Raw genomic sequence first — 17,019 nt, 5'->3', positions numbered from 1 at the left:
ATCAGGTCTAAATCTCTTTGGTCACATACAGACCAGAGAGGCTCCGCTCATGGCACAGACAAGCACGCACCGCCCGGCAATCCTGAACCTGTTCTCGGCCGTCGCCGATGTGTTCAGCGGCATCTATGATGCTTTGATCCGCATGGGCGAAGCAAATGCCAAGGTCATCAAGATCAAGCAACTCAGCGAGTTGACCGACGAAGAACTGGCTGCGCGCGGCCTCAAGCGCGAAGACATCGTTCGCCTGGTGATGGCGGGCGTCTACTAAGACACGCCCGCACTATGCATTTCGGCCGCGGCCTCCGCGGCCTTGGCATAGGCGGCTTTGCACAGGTCAAAGTCCGCTTCGGTCAGCGCCAGGGACGGATAGGTCTTGCCCGGCGACTTGAACATCCCGTTCTGCATCAGAACCGCGTTGAACCGGGTTGCCCTTACCGTGTCCGCGCGGACCACATCGCGATAATCCCGCACCTTTCCTTCCGTGAACACGATTTCGAACAGGGTCGGATCGCCGATGACGCGGTGGGCGACCCCCTGCTTGGTCAGCGCGGCCGAGGCCATGTCCATCAGACGCTGACCATTGGCGCGCAGCCGGTCGTACTGACCGGGGCGGCGCAGCACTTCCATCGTCTTGAGCCCGGCCACCGCGGCCACCGGATTGCCCGACAGGGTCCCCAACTGCATCAGCCATTTCTCAGGTCCAACGGCGGATTTGTCGAAATGGGCCATGATCTCGGCCCGCCCGGCGATTGCCGCCAGGGGAAAGCCGCCGCCGATGATCTTGCCCAGCGTGGCGATGTCGGGGGTCACGCCATACAGCTCCTGCGCGCCGCCATAGGCGAAACGAAACCCGGTCACCACCTCGTCGAAGATCAGCACGATGCCGTACCTGTCGGCCTCGTCCCGCAGAAGCTGCAAGAAGCCGGGTTCGGGCGGGATGATGCGTTGCAAGGGCTCGACGATGATGCCCGCGACCTGGTTGCCGTGCTCGGCCAGCAGCGATCGGATGTAGTCCGGGTCGTTGAACGGCGCGATCAGCATTTCGGCCTGAACGCTGGCCGGTATGCCCGCGCTGTCGGGAACCGCCTGCGGGAAATTCACCATCCGTGACGGGGCCAGGCTCATTTGTGCCTCGGCGCTCATGCCGTGATAGCCGCCTTCGAACTTCACGATCTTGTCGCGGCCGGTAAAAGCGCGGGCCAGCCGGATCGCGTACATGTCAGCCTCACCGCCGGACGAGACATAGCGGATCTGATCGGCGCAGGGCACGGCGGCGCAGATCTCCTCGGCCAGCTCGACCGCGCGCGCGTTGTTGGCGAAGAACGTCATGCCTTTGGGCATCTGTTCGGCGACGGCCTCCAACACCTCGGGGTGACCATGGCCCAGCAGCATCGGCCCCGAGCCGATCAGCAGGTCGACATATTCCTTCCCGTCTTCGTCCCAGACGCGGCTGCCCCGGCCCTCGCGGATGAAGACCGACGGGTCGAAATTGCCAAAGCCACCGCCGGGCAGCACCGCGCGGGCGCGTTGGCCCCAATCGGATTGGCTGAGATGTCGCGGCATGGTCGCCTCCCTAATCCAATATTACGTCCGGCGCGCCCAGGTATTCGCGGTCGGGCGCAACGCCCAGGCCGACACCGTCAGGCGGCGCGATCCGGCCGCCCTTGCGGGTCGGGCCATCGGGGGCCAGCCGCGGCACGACATAGCCCGACAGGTCGCACACATTCATCAGGCGCGCCGGTTCGGTAGCCGCGCCCAGATGCAGCAGGGCGGCTGTGGTGATGTCAGACCCCCAGGTGTCTTCGACGCACATCTTCGCCCCCAGATGCAGGCACAGGTCACGCGCGCGGCGCGCCGCCGACAGCCCGCCGAATTTCGACAGCTTCACCGCGACCGCGTCCATGCAGCCCAGCGCATGGCCAGCCAGCAGGCTGGCGGTGTCGTGTGCGCATTCGTCCAGCTTCATCGGCAGGCCGGTGGCGGCGCGCACGCGGGCGCAATCCTCGATCGTAGCACAGGGTTGTTCCAGCATCACGTCCAGATCCGCGACCGCCCGCCCCACCCGGCTGGCATCCAGAGACGTGGCGCCGCAGTTCCAGTCGCCATAGACCAGCGGCCCGTCGCCCACCGCCTCGCGCACCAGACGCAGGCGTTCGACATCGGCCTGCCAATCGGCATCCGCGCCCAGCTTGACCTGGAACTGGGTGATACCCTGTGCCTGCGCCTCGCGGGCGATGCGGGCCATCTCGGCAGGGGCGATACAGGTGATCGAGTGATAGAGCGGCATCGTCTGCGCCCGCTGACCGCCCAGCAGCGCGTGCAGCGGCAACCCTGCCACCTGCCCCGTCAGATCCCACAGCGCGATGTCGATCGCCGATTTGGCATAGACATGCCCCGGCAGGTGCCGGTCCAGCCGCGCCATCAACGCCTCGGGTCCGATCGGGTCGGCGCCCAGCAGAACCGGGGCCATGTCCTGAACCGCCGGGGCCACTCCGCGCGCATAGGCGGGCAGGTAATGCGGAATCGGGCAGACCTCGCCCCAGCCGGTCAGATCGTCATCGGTGTCCAGCGCCAGAACCACCGTTTCAACCGTATCGCAAGCCTTGCCGTCAGCCATGTAATAGGCCTGATGGCTGGTCAGCGGCACATGCCAGAGCGAAATGCGGGTGATGCGGGTCATTGGTACACGGCCTTGGGATCGCCCAGTGCATCTTCATCCGGGGTGACACCGAGGCCGGGGGCCTCGGGCAGTTCCAGATGACCCTGACGGTTGCGTGGACCGCGCCCGCCCGCGACGTCCAGCGTCAGCATGTCCTGACAGGCCCAGACGCCCAGGCGGTTGTGATCCGGGATGGTGGCGGCCAGATGCAGCGCCTCGGTGTCGGCCAGAACCGAGCCGCCGGTGGCCATCACATACATGTCGATGCCATGCGCCAGCGCGATGTCCCGCATCCGCGCGGCCTTGGTCAGGCCGCCGACACGGTTGAGCTTGATCCCGAAGACCTCGGCCAGCCCGTCGCGGGCAATGCGTGTGACGTCCTGCAGGGTGACCAGGCTTTCATCCACGCTGACCGGCGCGGAATGCAGGGCCCGGATGGCGGCGATGTCGTCCAGCGTCTCGCCGGGTTGTTCGAACATCACGCCCAGATCCTCGGTGGCCTTCATCACCCGCAACGCCTGTTGCCGCGTCCAGGCGCGGTTGACGTCATAGAGGATGCGTTCTCCCGCCGGGCGGTGCGCCTCGACATCGCGGATGCGTTCTATGTCGCGATCCACGTCGCCACCCACTTTGACCGAATGCACCCAATAGCCGCGCCCGCGATAGCGATCCATCACCGCGCGGGTTTCCTCGACGGTCTTGGCCCCGACCGAGGAGGCGATCGGCGTGGGGCTGCGCGACCCGCCGCCCATCAGATCGGCAATCGGCAACCCCGCCGCCTGTCCGGCAATGTCCCAGCAGGCCATGTCGATCGGCGATTTGGCATATAGATGCCCGGGCAGCGCGTGGTCCATCGCCCGCTCGACCTCCAGAACCCGGCGCGGGTCCAGCCCCAGGACGAAGGGCGCCATGGTCTCGATCCCCGCCCGGATGCCCGGCCCATGGGCGGGCACATAGGTGTGGCCCCATGGCGTGCCCTCGCCCCAGCCGGTCAGCCCGGCGTCGGTTTCGATCTTGACGAAGGTGGCATCCAGCACCTCGAATTTCAGACGTCCGCCGGACAGCCAATAGGGATGTTCAAGCGGCAGATCGACGTGAAAGACCGAGATGCGGGTGATCTTCATGCGGCGTCCATCCTTGGCAGGTCGTTCAACCCCTCTCCCCGCCACAGCACGAATGTCAGGATCGGCTGATCCCCCGTGGACATGGCGTGGCTTTGCCAACTGGCGTGCCAGCGCGTGCCTTCAGCGCCCACAAAGGCCTGGTCCTCGGCAACCTTGAAGACCGCACCGCCCGCCAGCGTCAGGTAAAGCTCCTCGGCCTGATGGCTGTGCCAGTCATAGTCCAGCCCGGCGCCCCAATAGGCGACATAGCCCCGCAGCTGGGTCGAATGGAAATGACCGCTTGGCCCGAACAGCTCGAAATACCCGTACCGATTGCGGAAATCGGCACCGACCTCTGCCTCGGTATAGGTTCGTTTCCAGTGGGCAAGATGCGCCGCCGACCGGATCGCCTGAACCAACCCCGATGTCCGGGGTGATCCGGGTTGATCCAGCGCCTGCACCAGCGGCGTGGCGGGGATCGCCCGCGGTTGCAAACCGGTTGCGGTCAGGTCGGTGGGCCAGGTGCCGAATTCGGACAGCGCCGGCATGCTCTGATGCAGGTGCCGCGCGGCTTCGAGAACGTTTTCCAGGGTCATGGGATCACCACGATGTTGCCGGTATGTTGCTTGTCGATGAAGGCCTGCTGGGCCTCTCGCAGCTCAGTCAACGGGTAAGTGGCGGCCAAAGCTGGCTTGATTTGCCCATTTTCTATGTAATTCGCGACATCAAAGAAGTTCTGCGGCGTGTTCACGGTCGACCCGGTGAAGGTCAGATCGCGCAGATAGAACGTGCGCAGGTCGAATTGCACGATCGGCCCGGCAATCGCGCCCGAACAGGTATAGCGCCCGCCACGCTCCAGCATGTCGATCAGTTTGGGCCATATCTCTCCGCCCACGACGTCAGCGACGACGGTGATCCTTTCGCCTTTCAGCTCGGCCCGCAGGTTCCTGGGGTTGCGGGGCAGAATGCGATCCGGGCCCAGTTTGGCGACCTCGGGGTGCTTGGCCGCGCTGGCCATGGCGATCACGCGGGCACCGCGCAGCTTGGACAGCTGGATCAGCGCCCCGCCCACACCGCCCGAGGCGCCGGGGATCAGAACCGTATCGCCCCGGCCGACCTGCGCCCTGTCCAACATGCCCTCGGCCGTCACATAGGAACAGCTGAAGGTCGCCAGTTCGGCATCGCTCAGGTCGGAATCGACCACCGCCACGCCGCGGATGTCGGCCTTGGTGTATTCGGCAAAGCCGCCGTCACATTCCGAGCCGAAATATCCGGCCCTGTCGCGGTTCATCGGCTCGGACCAGTCGCGCAGCCAGCCCGCCACGATCACCCGCCGGCCAATGATCGCGGGATCGGCCCCCTCGCCCACGGCCACGACCGTGCCAACCGCATCCGCGCCCTGAATGCGCGGGAAGGTCAGGGGCGCGCCGCCCCAGGTGCTATCGTCGTCATCCACCTCGGAATAGGCGCCGCCGGTGGTTGCCTCGTCCACCGCCTTGGAATACCAACCGGTGCGGGTGTTCACATCCGTGTTGTTCAGCCCGCAGGCGCCCACCTTGATCAGCACCTCCATCGGGCCGGGTGTGGGCGTGGGCCAGTCCTCGTGCCATTCGTATTTGTCCAGATCGCCATGCCCGGTCAGGACCATGGCCTTCATGGTTTTCGGGATCATTCCGCAGCCTCCATCGCGGTGTCGGTACGGGGCCGGAGGCTTTGCGGGTCATAGGCGGGCGCGCCCAGGATCCGCCCGCGACGCGGTGCGCCGGCGATCACCACCTGCACGTCGGTTCCCGGCACATTGGCCTGCGGTTTGACATAGGCAAAGGCAAGGATCTTGCCGACCGTATGCCCGTAGGCCACCGAGGCGGTGGAACCCACGACCTGGCCATCCAGCAGGACCGCCTCGCCGCCATGCCCATCGTTTTCGCCATCCGGTTCGATCTCCAGATAGGCGCAGACCCAGCGCAGATCGGGGTTCAGGGTCCGGTCCTTGCCCAGGTATTCCTTGTCGGTGCGGGCAAAGCGCAGCACGTCGGCCTCGGCCAGGGTGACCTCGTTGGTCAACTCGCCTGCGCCCTTGAAGGCCTTCTCCATCCGCAGCGCGTTCATCGCGAACGACCCGTAATCGGCGATGCCATGTAGCGCGCCCGCGGACCAGAGCGCATCGTAAACGGCCAAGGCGCTGTCGCGCGGCATGTGCAGCTCCCAACCCAATTCACCGGCATAGGACATGCGGAAAGCCCAGAGCCGGTGACCCGCCACGTCGATTTCCTGCGCAGTCAGCCATTTGAAACCGGCATTGCTCAAATCCGCATCGGTGCAGGCGGCCAGAACCTCGCGCGCCCGGGGGCCATTGAGGCTGAGCGCGGCCCAGTCGTCGGATCGCAGGATGATATCGACGTTTTCTTCGTCGCGATGCTGGGTCAGGTGATCCAGCAGGCGCTGCTCGAAGAAGGCGGCACAGACGAGGTAGTACCGGTCCTCGGCCAGTTTCACGACCGTGGTCTCCAGCTCGATCCGACCACGGCGGTTCAGCATGTGGGTCAGCGCGATGCCGCCCACCTTTTGCGGCAGACGGTTGGCGACCAGCCGGTCCAGCAGGGCCCGGGCATCCGGGCCGGTGACTTCGACCTTGGTGAAGGCCGAGATATCCATGATGCCGACCGCCTCGCGCACGGCCCTGCATTCGGTGGCGACCATGTCATGCACCACATTGCGGCGGAAGGAATAATGGTCGCGCTGTTCAACGCCATCCTTTGCGAACCAGCGGGGGCGCTCGTGGCCATAGACCTCTTCGAACACGGCACCCTTGGCTTTCAGCCGGTCATACAGCGGGGGCGGCTTGGCCGGCCGCCCGGCAAGACGGTTGAAATGCGGAAACGGAATTTCGTGGCGCAGCTTGTAATCCTCATGCGCCTTGGTGACCTGCCAGTCTTTGGTGGCATAGGCCCCGAACCGGCGCGGATCATAGTCGCGCATCGAAATGTCGGCCGCCCCATGCACCATCCACCGCGCCAGTTCGCGCGTCAGGCTCGGGCCCCAGCCGATGCCGATCTGCGTGCCGCAGCAGCACCAATAGTTTCGCACGCCCGGCGCCGGGCCGATCAGCGGATTGCCGTCGGGCGGGTGCGAGATCGCCCCGTGAACCTCGCGCTGGATGCCCAGATCGGCGAAAATCGGCATCCGGTTCAGGCTTTCTTCCAGCCACGGCATGACCCGGTCGTAATCGGCATCGAACAGCCAGTTTTCATAGTCCCACGGGCAATGGTCATGCCAGACCGAGTTCGAATTCTCCTTTTCGTAGATCCCGATCAGCCCGCGCTTCTGCTCCATGCGGATATAGCCCGAGACCTTGCGGTCATCGCGGATCACAGGCAACTCGTGATCGAGGTCCTGGAACTGTGGCACCGGTTCGGTCACGAAATAGTGGTGGGTCATCGAGGTCATCGGCAGTTGTAGGCCAGACCATTCGCCCATCTGCCGGGCATAGGCGCCGCCCGCATTCACCACGTGTTCGCAGCGGATCGTGCCCCGTTCGGTCTCGACCACCCATTCGCCATTGGCCGCCTGGGTGATGTTGGTGGCCCGGCAGCGGCGGATGATCCGCGCGCCCAGCTGACGCGCCCCCGCCGCCATGGCCATGGTCACGTTCGTCGGGTCCACATGCCCGTCATCCGGCGTGTGCAGCGCGCCCAGAACCCCGTCGAGGTTGTAGAACGGGTGCAGTTCAGCCACGCGGTCGGGGCCGACCAGTTCAATGTTGAAGCCCAGCGACCGGCCCACCGACAGGGTGTGGCGCAGCCAGTCCATCTCGCCCTCGGTATAGGCCAGCCGGAACGAGCCGCATCCGTGCCATGTCACCGCCTGCCCGGTCTCGGCCTCGAGCGCACCGGAATAGAGCCCGATGTTGTAGTCCACGCATTTGCCCAGACCAAAGGAACTGGTCGAATGGGTGATCTGCCCGGCTGCGTGCCAGGTGCTACCACTGGTCAGCTCGGCCTTTTCCAGTAGAACGACATCCGTCCAGCCCTCATGCGCCAGGTGATAGGCCAGACCGACGCCCATGACACCTCCGCCCACGATCACCACGCGGGCCTGTGACGGCAGTTCCTTCCCGGGCATGATTTTTCCTCTCACCGAGTCGCATTTCTTCTCGACAGGCTAAGGCCACATTTGTACCATCGTCAATCATGAATGACACAAATGTATCAAACGCCGTTCTTGACCGGCTGACCCGTGAATGGGACGCCCTGACACCCGAGGCGCAGAAGGCCGCCCGCTATGTGCTGGAGAACCCGGCGGATGTGGGCGTTTCGACCGTGCGCGAGATCGCCGAGGCCGCGAACGTGAAGCCCAACACCTTCGTGCGCATGGCGCGGCAGGTGGGCTTTGAGGGCTACGAGGATTTCCGCGCGCCGTTCCGCGACGCCATCCGTCGGGGCACCGTGTCGTTCCCCGACCGCGCCCGCTGGCTGCAGGAAATCGGCAAATCCGGCGAGTTGGGCGGCCTCTATGCCGACATGGTTGGGGCAGCGATCCGAAACATCGAAGAAACCTTCGCCGGGATCGACGCCACCCGGTTGCAGGCCGCGGCCGAGGCGATCTGGACATCACGTCAGGTTTTCACGCTGGGCGTCGGCGTCAACAACGCGAACGCGCGCAACTTTACCTATCTGGCCTCGACCGGGATGAAGCAGTTCCACGCCATCCCCCGGCCCGGTTCGACCCCGGTGGACGATCTGGCCTGGGCCGATGAACAGGACGTGCTGATCGCGATGACCTGCCACCCCTACCGGACCGAAGTGATCGAGGCGGTAAAGCTGGCCCGCGAACAGGGCATGACCGTGGTCGGCATCTCCGACAGCCCCGCCAGCCCAGTCATCCTGAACGCGCAACACGGATTTGTCGTCGCCGCCGACACGCCCCAGTTCTTTCCGTCATCGGTTTCGACCATCGCGCTGCTGGAGACGCTTCTGTCTTTCGTGGTCGCCCTGTCCAGCGATGAAATCGTCGAGCGTGTGGAGCGGTTTCACCGCCGCCGGCACCAACTTGGCCTTTATGCGGAGGAGCCTGAATGACCGCACCGCTGACCCGATCGCTGGAAGCCCGCTATTACATCGACCCGGCGATATTCGAGGAGGAGAAACAGGGCCTTCTGGCCCGCACCTGGCAATTTGCCGGCCATGTGGCGCAGGTGCGCGAGCCGGGCGACTATTTCGCCTTTGAAATCGCAGGCCAGAACCTGTTCTGCATCCGCGGGCGTGATGGCGAAATCCGCACCTTCTACAATGTCTGCCAGCACCGTGCGCATGAGATGGTGACCGGGGCCGGCAACACCCGCGTCGTCGTCTGCCCCTATCACGCGTGGACCTATGAACTCACCGGGCAACTGCGCGCCGGGCCGAACATCAAGTCGGTTCCGGGCTTCGACCGCAGCGCGATCTGTCTGACCCCGGTGCAGACCGAGCTGTTCAACGGCTTCATTTTCGTCAACCTCGACGATGACGCCGCCCCGATGGACGACTGGTACCCCGGCGTGCGTGCGGAAATCTGCGCCTTTGTCCCGCAGATTGACGACCTTGAGCCGCTGGAGTGGGTCGAGATCCCCGAGAACTGCAACTGGAAGGTCAGTATCGAGAATTACTCGGAATGCTATCACTGCCCGACCAATCACCCGACCTTTGCCACCGGTGTGGTCAAACCCGAGACCTATGACATTCAACCCGACGCAGGCGGCGGATACGTCCTGCGCCATACGACCGAGTGTCAGAGCCTCGACAAGATGACCTATCCCATCGACCTGTCCGTGCCCCATGCGGGCGACTATCAGTCGTGGTTTCTGTGGCCGATGTTCTCGTTCCAGTGCTATCCCGGCAATGTGCTGAACACCTATCACTGGCGCGCGCAGGATGCCGATCACTGCACCGTCTGGCGCGGCTGGTACACCGAGGGCGGATCCGAAAGCGCGGTGATCCGCCAACTGGCGGTGCAGGACCGGGAAACCACGGTCGAAGAAGACATCCGGCTGGTTGAAAGCGTGCATCGCGGCCTGAAATCGCGCGGCTATCGCCCCGGCCCGCTGGTGCTGGACCCGGCTTGCGGCGTAATGTCGGAACATTCGATCGCCCGCTTGCAGCAATGGATGCGCGAGGCGGTGGATACAGATGCAAGCGGAGTGGACGATGGCCGACATCTTTGACGAAGACCTGTTTCTGAAGGGACTGGCGCAGCGCAAGGCGACGCTGGGCGACGAATACGTGGAAAAGAACCTGGCCGCGGCGGATGATTTCACCCGCCCATTTCAGGAGGCCATGACAGCCTGGTGCTGGGGCTTCGGTTGGGGGGACGAGGTGATCGACCCCAAGACCCGCTCGATGATGAACCTGTCGATGATCGGCGCCCTGGGCAAGATGCACGAGTGGGAGATCCACTGTCGCGGAGCCCTGAACAACGGCGTCAGCAAGGAGGAGATTCGGGCGATCATCCATGTCGTCGGCATCTATTGCGGCGTCCCGCAGGCGCTGGAATGCTTTCGCGTGGCGCGCAAGGTTCTGACCGAAGCCGGTCAGCTTTAGCCGGTTCCTGCCCCGAAGATCGAGATCGCCCGCCCCCGTGCGGGTTTTCTCATGTCGGCACAAATACGTTACTGAATTTCGATTTGGTGCACGATTGCGTTACATTTTCCTTGCCGCGAATCACTTCCGGGCGTATTACCCGACCAAGCGGTCACTTATTGACTCGGACGCAAGACACGAGGTTCTGACGCATGGACGCTTTCATCTGCGACGCACAGCGCACCCCGATCGGACGCTATGGCGGGGCCCTGTCCCAGGTTCGCACAGACGATCTGGCCGCGATTCCGCTGGCTGCGCTGAAAGAGCGGAACCCGCAGGTGGACTGGGCCAGCCTGGATGACGTGATCCTGGGCGATGCCAACCAGGCCGGCGAAAGCAACCGGAACGTGGCGCGCATGGCCGCCCTGCTGGCCGGTTTCCCGGTTCAGGTGCCCGGCACCACGATCAACCGCCTGTGCGCCAGCGGCATGGATGCGGTCGGCATGGCCGCACGCGCAATCAAGGCGGGGGACTATGACATGGCGATCGCCGGTGGCGTCGAAAGCATGTCGCGCGCGCCGTTCGTGATGCCCAAGGCCACCAGCGCCTTTTCCCGCGCCAACGCGGTCTATGACACCACGATCGGCTGGCGTTTCGTGAACCCGAAGATGGATCAGATGTACGGCACGGATTCGATGCCGCAGACGGCCGACAACGTGGCCGAGGACTATGACATCAGCCGCGCCGATCAGGATGCCTTTGCCGCGCGCAGCCAGGCCCGCTGGGCGGCGGCGCATCAGGCCGGCGTTTTTACTGAGGAAATCACCCCCGTCACCATCCCCCAGCGCAAGGGCGACCCGCTGGTGATGGACACCGACGAACATCCCCGCCCCGGCACCACGGCCGAAAAGCTGGCAGGCCTGAAGGGCGTCAACGGACCGGACAAGACGGTGACGGCGGGCAATGCCTCGGGCGTCAATGACGGCGCCGCGGCCATTCTGCTGGCCAACGAAGCTGCCGCGCAGAAGAACGGCCTGACCCCGATGGCCCGTGTCGTTGGCATGGCGGTCGCGGGGGTCGAACCTCGGGTCATGGGAATCGGTCCGGTCCCAGCCACCCGCAAAGTGCTGGCCCGCACGAGGCTGAGCATCGAGCAGATGGATGTGATAGAATTGAACGAGGCCTTCGCGGCCCAGGGTCTGGCCACCCTGCGTGAACTTGGCGTGGCCGATGACGCACCCCATGTGAATCCCAATGGCGGCGCCATCGCCATCGGCCATCCGCTGGGCATGTCCGGCGCGCGGCTGGTCATGACGGCGGCCTATCAGCTGCGCCGCACCGGCGGTCGCTATGCCTTGTGCACCATGTGCGTGGGCGTAGGCCAGGGCGCCGCGCTAGTTCTCGAACGCGTGTAAGGGAGGAGACCCGACATGTACGCTCAGATGATCAAGACGGCAGGAACAGGCGTCAAATCCCGTGAGGAAATGACCGAGCAGGAACGCGCCTTTCAGGACAAGATCGACGCCGACATCAAGATCGAGCCCAAGGACTGGATGCCCGACGACTATCGCGCGACGCTGATCCGCCAGATCGGCCAGCACGCCCATTCCGAGATCGTCGGCCAGCTGCCCGAAGGCAACTGGATCACCCGCGCGCCCACGCTGGAACGCAAGGCGATCCTGCTAGCCAAGGTGCAGGACGAGGCCGGGCATGGCCTGTACCTGTACTGCGCCGCCGAAACCCTGGGCGTCAGCCGCGACGAACTGACCGAGATGCTGCTGGACGGGCGGATGAAATACAGCTCGATCTTCAACTATCCAACGCTGAACTGGGCCGATATCGGCGCGGTGGGCTGGCTGGTCGACGGGGCGGCGATCATGAACCAGGTGCCGCTGCAGCGCACCTCATTCGGGCCGTATTCGCGCGCGATGATCCGCATCTGCAAGGAAGAAAGCTTTCACCAGCGCCAGGGCTATGACGCCATCCGCAAGATGGCCGAGGGCACGCCCGAACAGCGCAAGATGGCGCAGGACGCCCTGAACCGGTTCTGGTACCCGTCGCTGATGATGTTCGGCCCGTCCGACAAGGACTCGGTGCATTCGGCCCAGTCGATGGCGTGGAAGATCAAGATCAACACCAATGACGAGCTGCGCCAGAAATTCGTCGATCAGACCGTGCCGCAGGCCGAGTATCTGGGCCTGACCATCCCTGACCCGGACCTGAAGTGGAACGAAGAGCGCGGGCATTACGATTTCACTCAGCCCGACTGGTCGGAATTCTTCGACGTGATCAAGGGCAACGGCCCCTGCAACACCGACCGCCTGGCCGCCCGCAACAAGGCCTGGGACGACGGCAAATGGGTGCGTGACGGTCTGCTGGAACATGCCCGCAAGAAACGCGCCCGCAAGGTCGCAGCCGAATAACCCACCCGATAGGAGGACACCTGATGAAAAACGAATGGCCCCTGTGGGAAATCTTCATCCGCGGCCAGCACGGCATGAGCCACCGCCATGTCGGCTCGCTGCACGCGCCCGACGCCGAAATGGCGATAAAGAATGCCCGCGACGTCTATACCCGCCGCAACGAGGGTGTCTCGATCTGGGTGGTCGAGGCCAACAACATCACCGCCAGTTCGCCCAGCGACAAGGGCCCGCTGTACGAGCCCAGCGAAAGCAAGGTCTATCGTCATCCGACCTTTTTCGACATCCCCGAAGAAGTGGGGGCGATGTGATGACCCGCGACGAAGCATTCCTGCAATTCCTGCTGCGGATGGGGGACAACACGCTGATCCTGGGCCATCGCGTCAGCGAATGGTGCGGCCACGCGCCGGTGCTGGAGGAAGACATCGCGTTGGCCAACACCGCGCTGGACCTGATCGGCCAGACGCAGATGTGGCTGGGCCTGGCCGGAGAGGTCCAGGGCGAAGGCAAGTCTGCCGATGACCTGGCCTTTCTGCGCGACGCCTGGGATTTCCGCAACGTGCTGCTGGTCGAGGTGCCCAACGGCGATTTTGGCCGCACCCTGATGCGCCAGCTTCTGTTTGATGCGTGGCACTCGATCATGCTGGGCCGGCTGATGAAATCGTCTGACGACCGGGTCGCGGCGATTGCCGAGAAGGCCAGCAAAGAGGTCGCCTATCACCTTGAACGGTCCAGCGACACGGTTGTCGGGCTGGGCGACGGCACCGAGGAAAGCCACAGGCGCATGCAGGAGGCGCTGGATTACCTCTGGCCCTATGTGGGCGAGATGTTCGCCAGCGACAAGGTCGATGCCGAAATGGCCGCCGCGGGCATCGCCCCTGATCCGGCCAGCCTGCGTGAAGAGTATGACGCGCTGGTTCGGCGCGTGCTGACCGAGGGCACCCTGACCATTCCCGACAGCCGCTTTGCCCACAAGGGCGGCCGCGACGGGCGCATGCATACCGAACATCTGGGCCATCTGTTGACCCAGATGCAATGGCTGCAGCGGGCCTATCCGGGCGCAACCTGGTAAAGCCCGATGAACCGCGCCACCGTAGAGCAGGTCTGGGAATGGCTCGACGCCGTACCCGACCCCGAGATCCCCGTGATCTCGGTCGTCGATCTGGGCATCGTGCGCGATGTGACATGGGAAGGCGACACGCTGAAGGTTGCCGTGACGCCCACCTACTCGGGCTGTCCGGCGACCTCGATCATCGCGATGGACATCGAAACCGCCCTGCGCGACCACGGCATCGACAAGATCAAGCTGGAGACCCGCATCTCTCCGGCCTGGACGACCGATTGGCTCAGCGACAAGGGCCGCGCGAAGCTGGAGGACTATGGCATCGCACCGCCCCAGCCCGCAGGCGGACCCGACCGCTGCCCGCATTGCAGCAGCACGGCAGTGGAAAAGGTCAGCCAGTTCGGCTCGACCCCGTGCAAGGCGCATTGGCGCTGCACCGACTGCTTGGAACCTTTCGACTATTTCAAGTGCATCTGAGGAGGACCGGATGGCACGTTTTCACGATCTGGAAGTCACCGACATCCACAAGACCATCCGCGACGCGGTCGTGGTGACGCTGAAGCCGGTGAACGGCGCGGCCGAGGCGTTCGACTTTGTCCAGGGCCAATACCTGACCTTCCGCCGCGAATTTGACGGGGAAGAGCTGCGCCGCTCCTACTCGATCTGCGCGGGCAAGGATGACGGCGTTCTGCAGGTGGGCATCAAACGGGTCGAGGGCGGTGCCTTTTCGACCTGGGCCAATACCGAGCTGAAAGTGGGCGACAGGCTGCGAGCGATGCCACCGATGGGGGCCTTTCACACGCCGCTGGATCCGGCCGCGCACCGGCAGTACCTGAGCTTTGCCGGCGGGTCGGGCATCACGCCCGTGCTGTCGATCCTAAAGACCACGCTGGCGCGCGAGCCGAATGCGCGCTTCACGCTGGTCTATGCCAACAAGGGCGTGAACACGATCATGTTCCGCGAAGAGCTGGAAGACCTGAAGAACCAGTACATGGGCCGCCTGAACGTGATCCATATCCTGGAAACCGACGCGCAGGAGATCGACCTGTTCACGGGGCTGGTGACCAAGGAAAAATGCGCCGAACTGTTCCAGCATTGGATCGACGTCGAAAACACCGACACCGCCTTCATCTGCGGCCCCGAGCCGATGATGCTGGGCATTGCCGAGGCGTTGCGCGAACACGGGCTGAATGACAGCCAGATCAAGTTCGAGCTGTTCGCCAGCGCCCAACCCGGCCGCTCCAAACGCAAGCATGGCGATGTGGCAACGGCTGCACAGGCCAACCGGACTCAGGCCCGCGTCACGCTGGACGGCGCCAGCCAGACCCTCACCATGCCCAAGGACCAGACCATTCTGGATGCGGCGCTGGAAAACGCGATGGACGCCCCCTATGCCTGCAAGGCCGGGGTCTGTTCGACCTGCCGCTGCAAGGTGATCGAAGGCGAGGTCGAAATGGTGGCCAACCACGCGCTCGAGGATTACGAGGTCGACAAGGGCTATGTGCTCAGCTGCCAGGCCTACCCGCTGACCGACAATGTCATCGTCGATTACGACCAGTAAAGGGAGAGGGACCATGGCCGAAGACATGAGCATCGAAAGCTACCTGGCCGCAGGCGGCGTTCTGACCAACCCGACCAACGTGCCACCCCGATACCGGGCCGAGCTGATGAAGCTGATGGCGACCTTCGTCGACAGCGAACTGGCCGGTGCGGCGGGGTTCGCCGACATCATCAACCAGGGCCCGGGCATCAAGGAACGTATCGCGGCGGCGAAGATCGTTCTGGAAAAGACCGACAATGCCGACCGCGTTCTGAAGATCATGGGCGAGTTCGGCGCGGATACAGACCGCTATGCCACGCATCACCCGTGGACCGCACGGCTGAACCGTTCCGCCGATATCGGGGCCACGCGCAGCGAACATGACATGCGCCTTGCGGTCTTCAACTATCCGATCGAAGGCTGGACCGATGCGGTGGTGATGAACCTGCTGATGAGCCGGGCCGTGGGCGTGCAACTGGCCGAGTTCGCGCTGGTGTCCTATCAGCCGCTGGCCGAGGCGTTCCGCGCCATCGCCCCGATCGAGGCACATCACGGTGAACTGGCCCTGGAAGGCGCCGTCAAGCTGTTGGAACAGGGCGCGGCGCCGGCGATGCAGGACTCGGTCGATTACTGGTGGCCCCGGGTGGCCGCAAGTTTCGGCGCGGGCAACCCCGAGCGGATGGAAAAGCTGCGCCAGATGGGCCTGCGCCGGGCCTCGGGGGGCGAACTGAAAAACCGCTGGCTGGCCGAGGCAGCCGAAGTCGTCACGCGGCTGGGCCTGCGCACCCCATGATCACCGCCCGCTGGGGCGGCTGATCAAGCCGTATTTCAGGGCAAGCGATCGCAGGCCGCGACGCCGTGGCCGGGCCACCTTGCCCGTGCCCGCGTCACGCGCACCTGCTTTGCGGTTGAATTCATAGACGTCGATGATGCGCTCGGCGCAGCCGCAGGCCTCGCCCATCCCGACCTTGGCGAAATAGAATTTGTCGAACCGTTCCGGTTTTTGCATGGCGCCCTCCGACTGCAAGTAAACGCCGGGACACCCGCAAAAGCCAAATCACATTGCCGGCAGGGCCGGTGCTACAACGCCTTGACGCCCGACAGGGTCAGGTTGCTGACCAGCGCGGCATAGTCCCGGCGCGCCTGCGCATCGGCGCCGGAATTCCACATGTAGTACCAGTTCAGCATGCCGAAGACCGACATCGTGGCCGACCGCAGCTTGGCCCCGTCGCCCTGGAACACGTCGGGTGCGACCTCGGACAGGATCCCGCTGAGGAAATTCACCATGTCGCGCTGATACCCGCGCAACAAGCGCTGCTGATCCTCGGGCAGAGCCGACATGCCGCTGGTCTGGACCCGGTGTTCGTCATCCACACCCTGATAGGCCAGCAGGATCTCGGCCACCACGCGGTGCAGTTTTTCGGGCGGGCTGAGGCCGTCCATCTCGAGCCCGCAGATCAGGTCGCGCAGTTCCCGCAGATAGGTCTCGAGAATGTCGAACAGGATCGCGTCTTTGCTATCGTAGTAGTGATAGATGTTGGCCTTCGAGATCCCGCATTCGCGCGCAAGCTGGGTCATCGAGGCGCGGTCGAAGCCTTCGCGGGCAAAGACCCGCGCCGCCGATTTCAGGATCTGCGCGCGTTTCTGGTCGTGATCTTTTGCAATCGTACGGGCCAAACC

The 17,019-nt window shown here is 64.3% G+C and carries 19 protein-coding genes; 11 read left to right on the top strand and 8 right to left on the bottom strand.

Features of this window, described 5'->3' with window-relative positions:
* Positions 1 to 49 precede the first annotated feature (49 nt).
* Entirely contained in the window at positions 50 to 268 is a 219-nt protein-coding gene (locus tag ACR0DA_RS00575; protein WP_093964526.1) for a hypothetical protein, read from the top strand.
* Here ACR0DA_RS00575 and ACR0DA_RS00570 read toward each other — a convergent pair.
* Genes ACR0DA_RS00570 through ACR0DA_RS00545 form a run of 6 tightly spaced genes read right to left on the bottom strand, consistent with a single transcriptional unit; the run spans position 265 to position 7,884 of the window.
* Positions 265 to 1,563: an aspartate aminotransferase family protein gene (locus tag ACR0DA_RS00570; RefSeq protein WP_170420169.1), complete on the bottom strand. Its 1,299-nt coding sequence runs from the start codon at positions 1,561 to 1,563 to the stop codon at positions 265 to 267. The two genes, ACR0DA_RS00575 and ACR0DA_RS00570, sit on opposite strands and share 4 nt — an antisense overlap.
* Before the next feature lie 10 nt (positions 1,564 to 1,573).
* On the bottom strand, positions 1,574 to 2,680 hold the full coding sequence (locus ACR0DA_RS00565; protein ID WP_480752580.1) for a mandelate racemase/muconate lactonizing enzyme family protein: 1,107 nt from the start codon (positions 2,678 to 2,680) through the stop codon (positions 1,574 to 1,576).
* Positions 2,677 to 3,783, bottom strand: a complete 1,107-nt coding sequence (locus ACR0DA_RS00560; RefSeq protein WP_480752578.1) for a mandelate racemase/muconate lactonizing enzyme family protein — start codon at positions 3,781 to 3,783, stop codon at positions 2,677 to 2,679. Before ACR0DA_RS00560 ends, ACR0DA_RS00565 begins: the two co-directional genes overlap by 4 nt.
* Positions 3,780 to 4,358 carry a dimethylsulfonioproprionate lyase family protein gene (locus tag ACR0DA_RS00555; protein ID WP_170537936.1) on the bottom strand — a complete coding sequence of 193 codons (579 nt, stop codon included), beginning with the start codon at positions 4,356 to 4,358 and terminating at the stop codon, positions 3,780 to 3,782. The genes ACR0DA_RS00560 and ACR0DA_RS00555 overlap by 4 nt, the downstream gene beginning before the upstream one ends.
* Positions 4,355 to 5,434 carry an alcohol dehydrogenase family protein gene (locus ACR0DA_RS00550; protein ID WP_217355903.1) on the bottom strand — a complete coding sequence of 360 codons (1,080 nt, stop codon included), beginning with the start codon at positions 5,432 to 5,434 and terminating at the stop codon, positions 4,355 to 4,357. The genes ACR0DA_RS00555 and ACR0DA_RS00550 overlap by 4 nt, the downstream gene beginning before the upstream one ends.
* Positions 5,431 to 7,884 carry an FAD-dependent oxidoreductase gene (locus tag ACR0DA_RS00545; protein WP_480752575.1) on the bottom strand — a complete coding sequence of 818 codons (2,454 nt, stop codon included), beginning with the start codon at positions 7,882 to 7,884 and terminating at the stop codon, positions 5,431 to 5,433. Before ACR0DA_RS00545 ends, ACR0DA_RS00550 begins: the two co-directional genes overlap by 4 nt.
* Before the next feature lie 68 nt (positions 7,885 to 7,952).
* Between ACR0DA_RS00545 and ACR0DA_RS00540 the strand changes: the two genes are divergently transcribed.
* The 10 genes from ACR0DA_RS00540 (at position 7,953) to ACR0DA_RS00495 (ending at position 16,132) form a co-directional block, all read left to right on the top strand.
* Complete coding sequence (locus tag ACR0DA_RS00540) at positions 7,953 to 8,840, top strand: MurR/RpiR family transcriptional regulator (RefSeq protein ID WP_170365229.1); 888 nt, start codon at positions 7,953 to 7,955, stop codon at positions 8,838 to 8,840.
* Positions 8,837 to 9,961: an aromatic ring-hydroxylating oxygenase subunit alpha gene (locus tag ACR0DA_RS00535; protein WP_170365227.1), complete on the top strand. Its 1,125-nt coding sequence runs from the start codon at positions 8,837 to 8,839 to the stop codon at positions 9,959 to 9,961. The genes ACR0DA_RS00540 and ACR0DA_RS00535 overlap by 4 nt, the downstream gene beginning before the upstream one ends.
* Positions 9,945 to 10,337, top strand: a complete 393-nt coding sequence (locus ACR0DA_RS00530) for a carboxymuconolactone decarboxylase family protein (protein WP_170357019.1) — start codon at positions 9,945 to 9,947, stop codon at positions 10,335 to 10,337. Before ACR0DA_RS00535 ends, ACR0DA_RS00530 begins: the two co-directional genes overlap by 17 nt.
* Before the next feature lie 191 nt (positions 10,338 to 10,528).
* The gene (gene pcaF, locus ACR0DA_RS00525; RefSeq protein ID WP_480752573.1) at positions 10,529 to 11,731 is read left to right on the top strand and encodes a 3-oxoadipyl-CoA thiolase; all 1,203 of its coding nucleotides are present in this window, start codon (positions 10,529 to 10,531) and stop codon (positions 11,729 to 11,731) included.
* Positions 11,732 to 11,746: 15 nt separating this feature from the next.
* A complete protein-coding gene (gene paaA, locus ACR0DA_RS00520) occupies positions 11,747 to 12,739 on the top strand; it encodes a 1,2-phenylacetyl-CoA epoxidase subunit PaaA (RefSeq protein ID WP_170340298.1) in 993 nt (330 codons plus the stop codon).
* Positions 12,740 to 12,762: 23 nt separating this feature from the next.
* Entirely contained in the window at positions 12,763 to 13,047 is a 285-nt protein-coding gene (gene paaB / locus ACR0DA_RS00515) for a 1,2-phenylacetyl-CoA epoxidase subunit PaaB (protein ID WP_005978248.1), read from the top strand.
* Positions 13,047 to 13,808 carry a 1,2-phenylacetyl-CoA epoxidase subunit PaaC gene (gene paaC, locus ACR0DA_RS00510; protein WP_480752572.1) on the top strand — a complete coding sequence of 254 codons (762 nt, stop codon included), beginning with the start codon at positions 13,047 to 13,049 and terminating at the stop codon, positions 13,806 to 13,808. Before paaB ends, paaC begins: the two co-directional genes overlap by 1 nt.
* A gap of 6 nt (positions 13,809 to 13,814) precedes the next feature.
* Positions 13,815 to 14,276, top strand: a complete 462-nt coding sequence (gene paaD / locus ACR0DA_RS00505) for a 1,2-phenylacetyl-CoA epoxidase subunit PaaD (RefSeq protein ID WP_480752570.1) — start codon at positions 13,815 to 13,817, stop codon at positions 14,274 to 14,276.
* 10 nt (positions 14,277 to 14,286) lie between these two features.
* Positions 14,287 to 15,360 (top strand): 2Fe-2S iron-sulfur cluster-binding protein, encoded by a 1,074-nt coding sequence (locus ACR0DA_RS00500; RefSeq protein WP_480752568.1) that lies wholly within the window; start codon positions 14,287 to 14,289, stop codon positions 15,358 to 15,360.
* A gap of 13 nt (positions 15,361 to 15,373) precedes the next feature.
* The gene (locus ACR0DA_RS00495) at positions 15,374 to 16,132 is read left to right on the top strand and encodes a Phenylacetic acid catabolic protein (protein WP_170441420.1); all 759 of its coding nucleotides are present in this window, start codon (positions 15,374 to 15,376) and stop codon (positions 16,130 to 16,132) included.
* On the opposite strand, the gene ACR0DA_RS00490 is transcribed toward ACR0DA_RS00495, so the two are convergent.
* Positions 16,133 to 16,348, bottom strand: a complete 216-nt coding sequence (locus ACR0DA_RS00490; protein ID WP_170357013.1) for a hypothetical protein — start codon at positions 16,346 to 16,348, stop codon at positions 16,133 to 16,135.
* A gap of 71 nt (positions 16,349 to 16,419) precedes the next feature.
* Positions 16,420 to 17,016, bottom strand: coding sequence for a TetR/AcrR family transcriptional regulator (locus ACR0DA_RS00485; protein WP_170340282.1), 597 nt, complete (start codon positions 17,014 to 17,016; stop codon positions 16,420 to 16,422).
* Between the last annotated feature and the right edge of the window lie 3 nt (positions 17,017 to 17,019).

This window comes from Ruegeria sp. CI8, from assembly GCF_056536865.1.
Note: the sequence above shows the minus strand (reverse complement) of the source record. Positions and strands in the feature narration are given on the sequence as shown.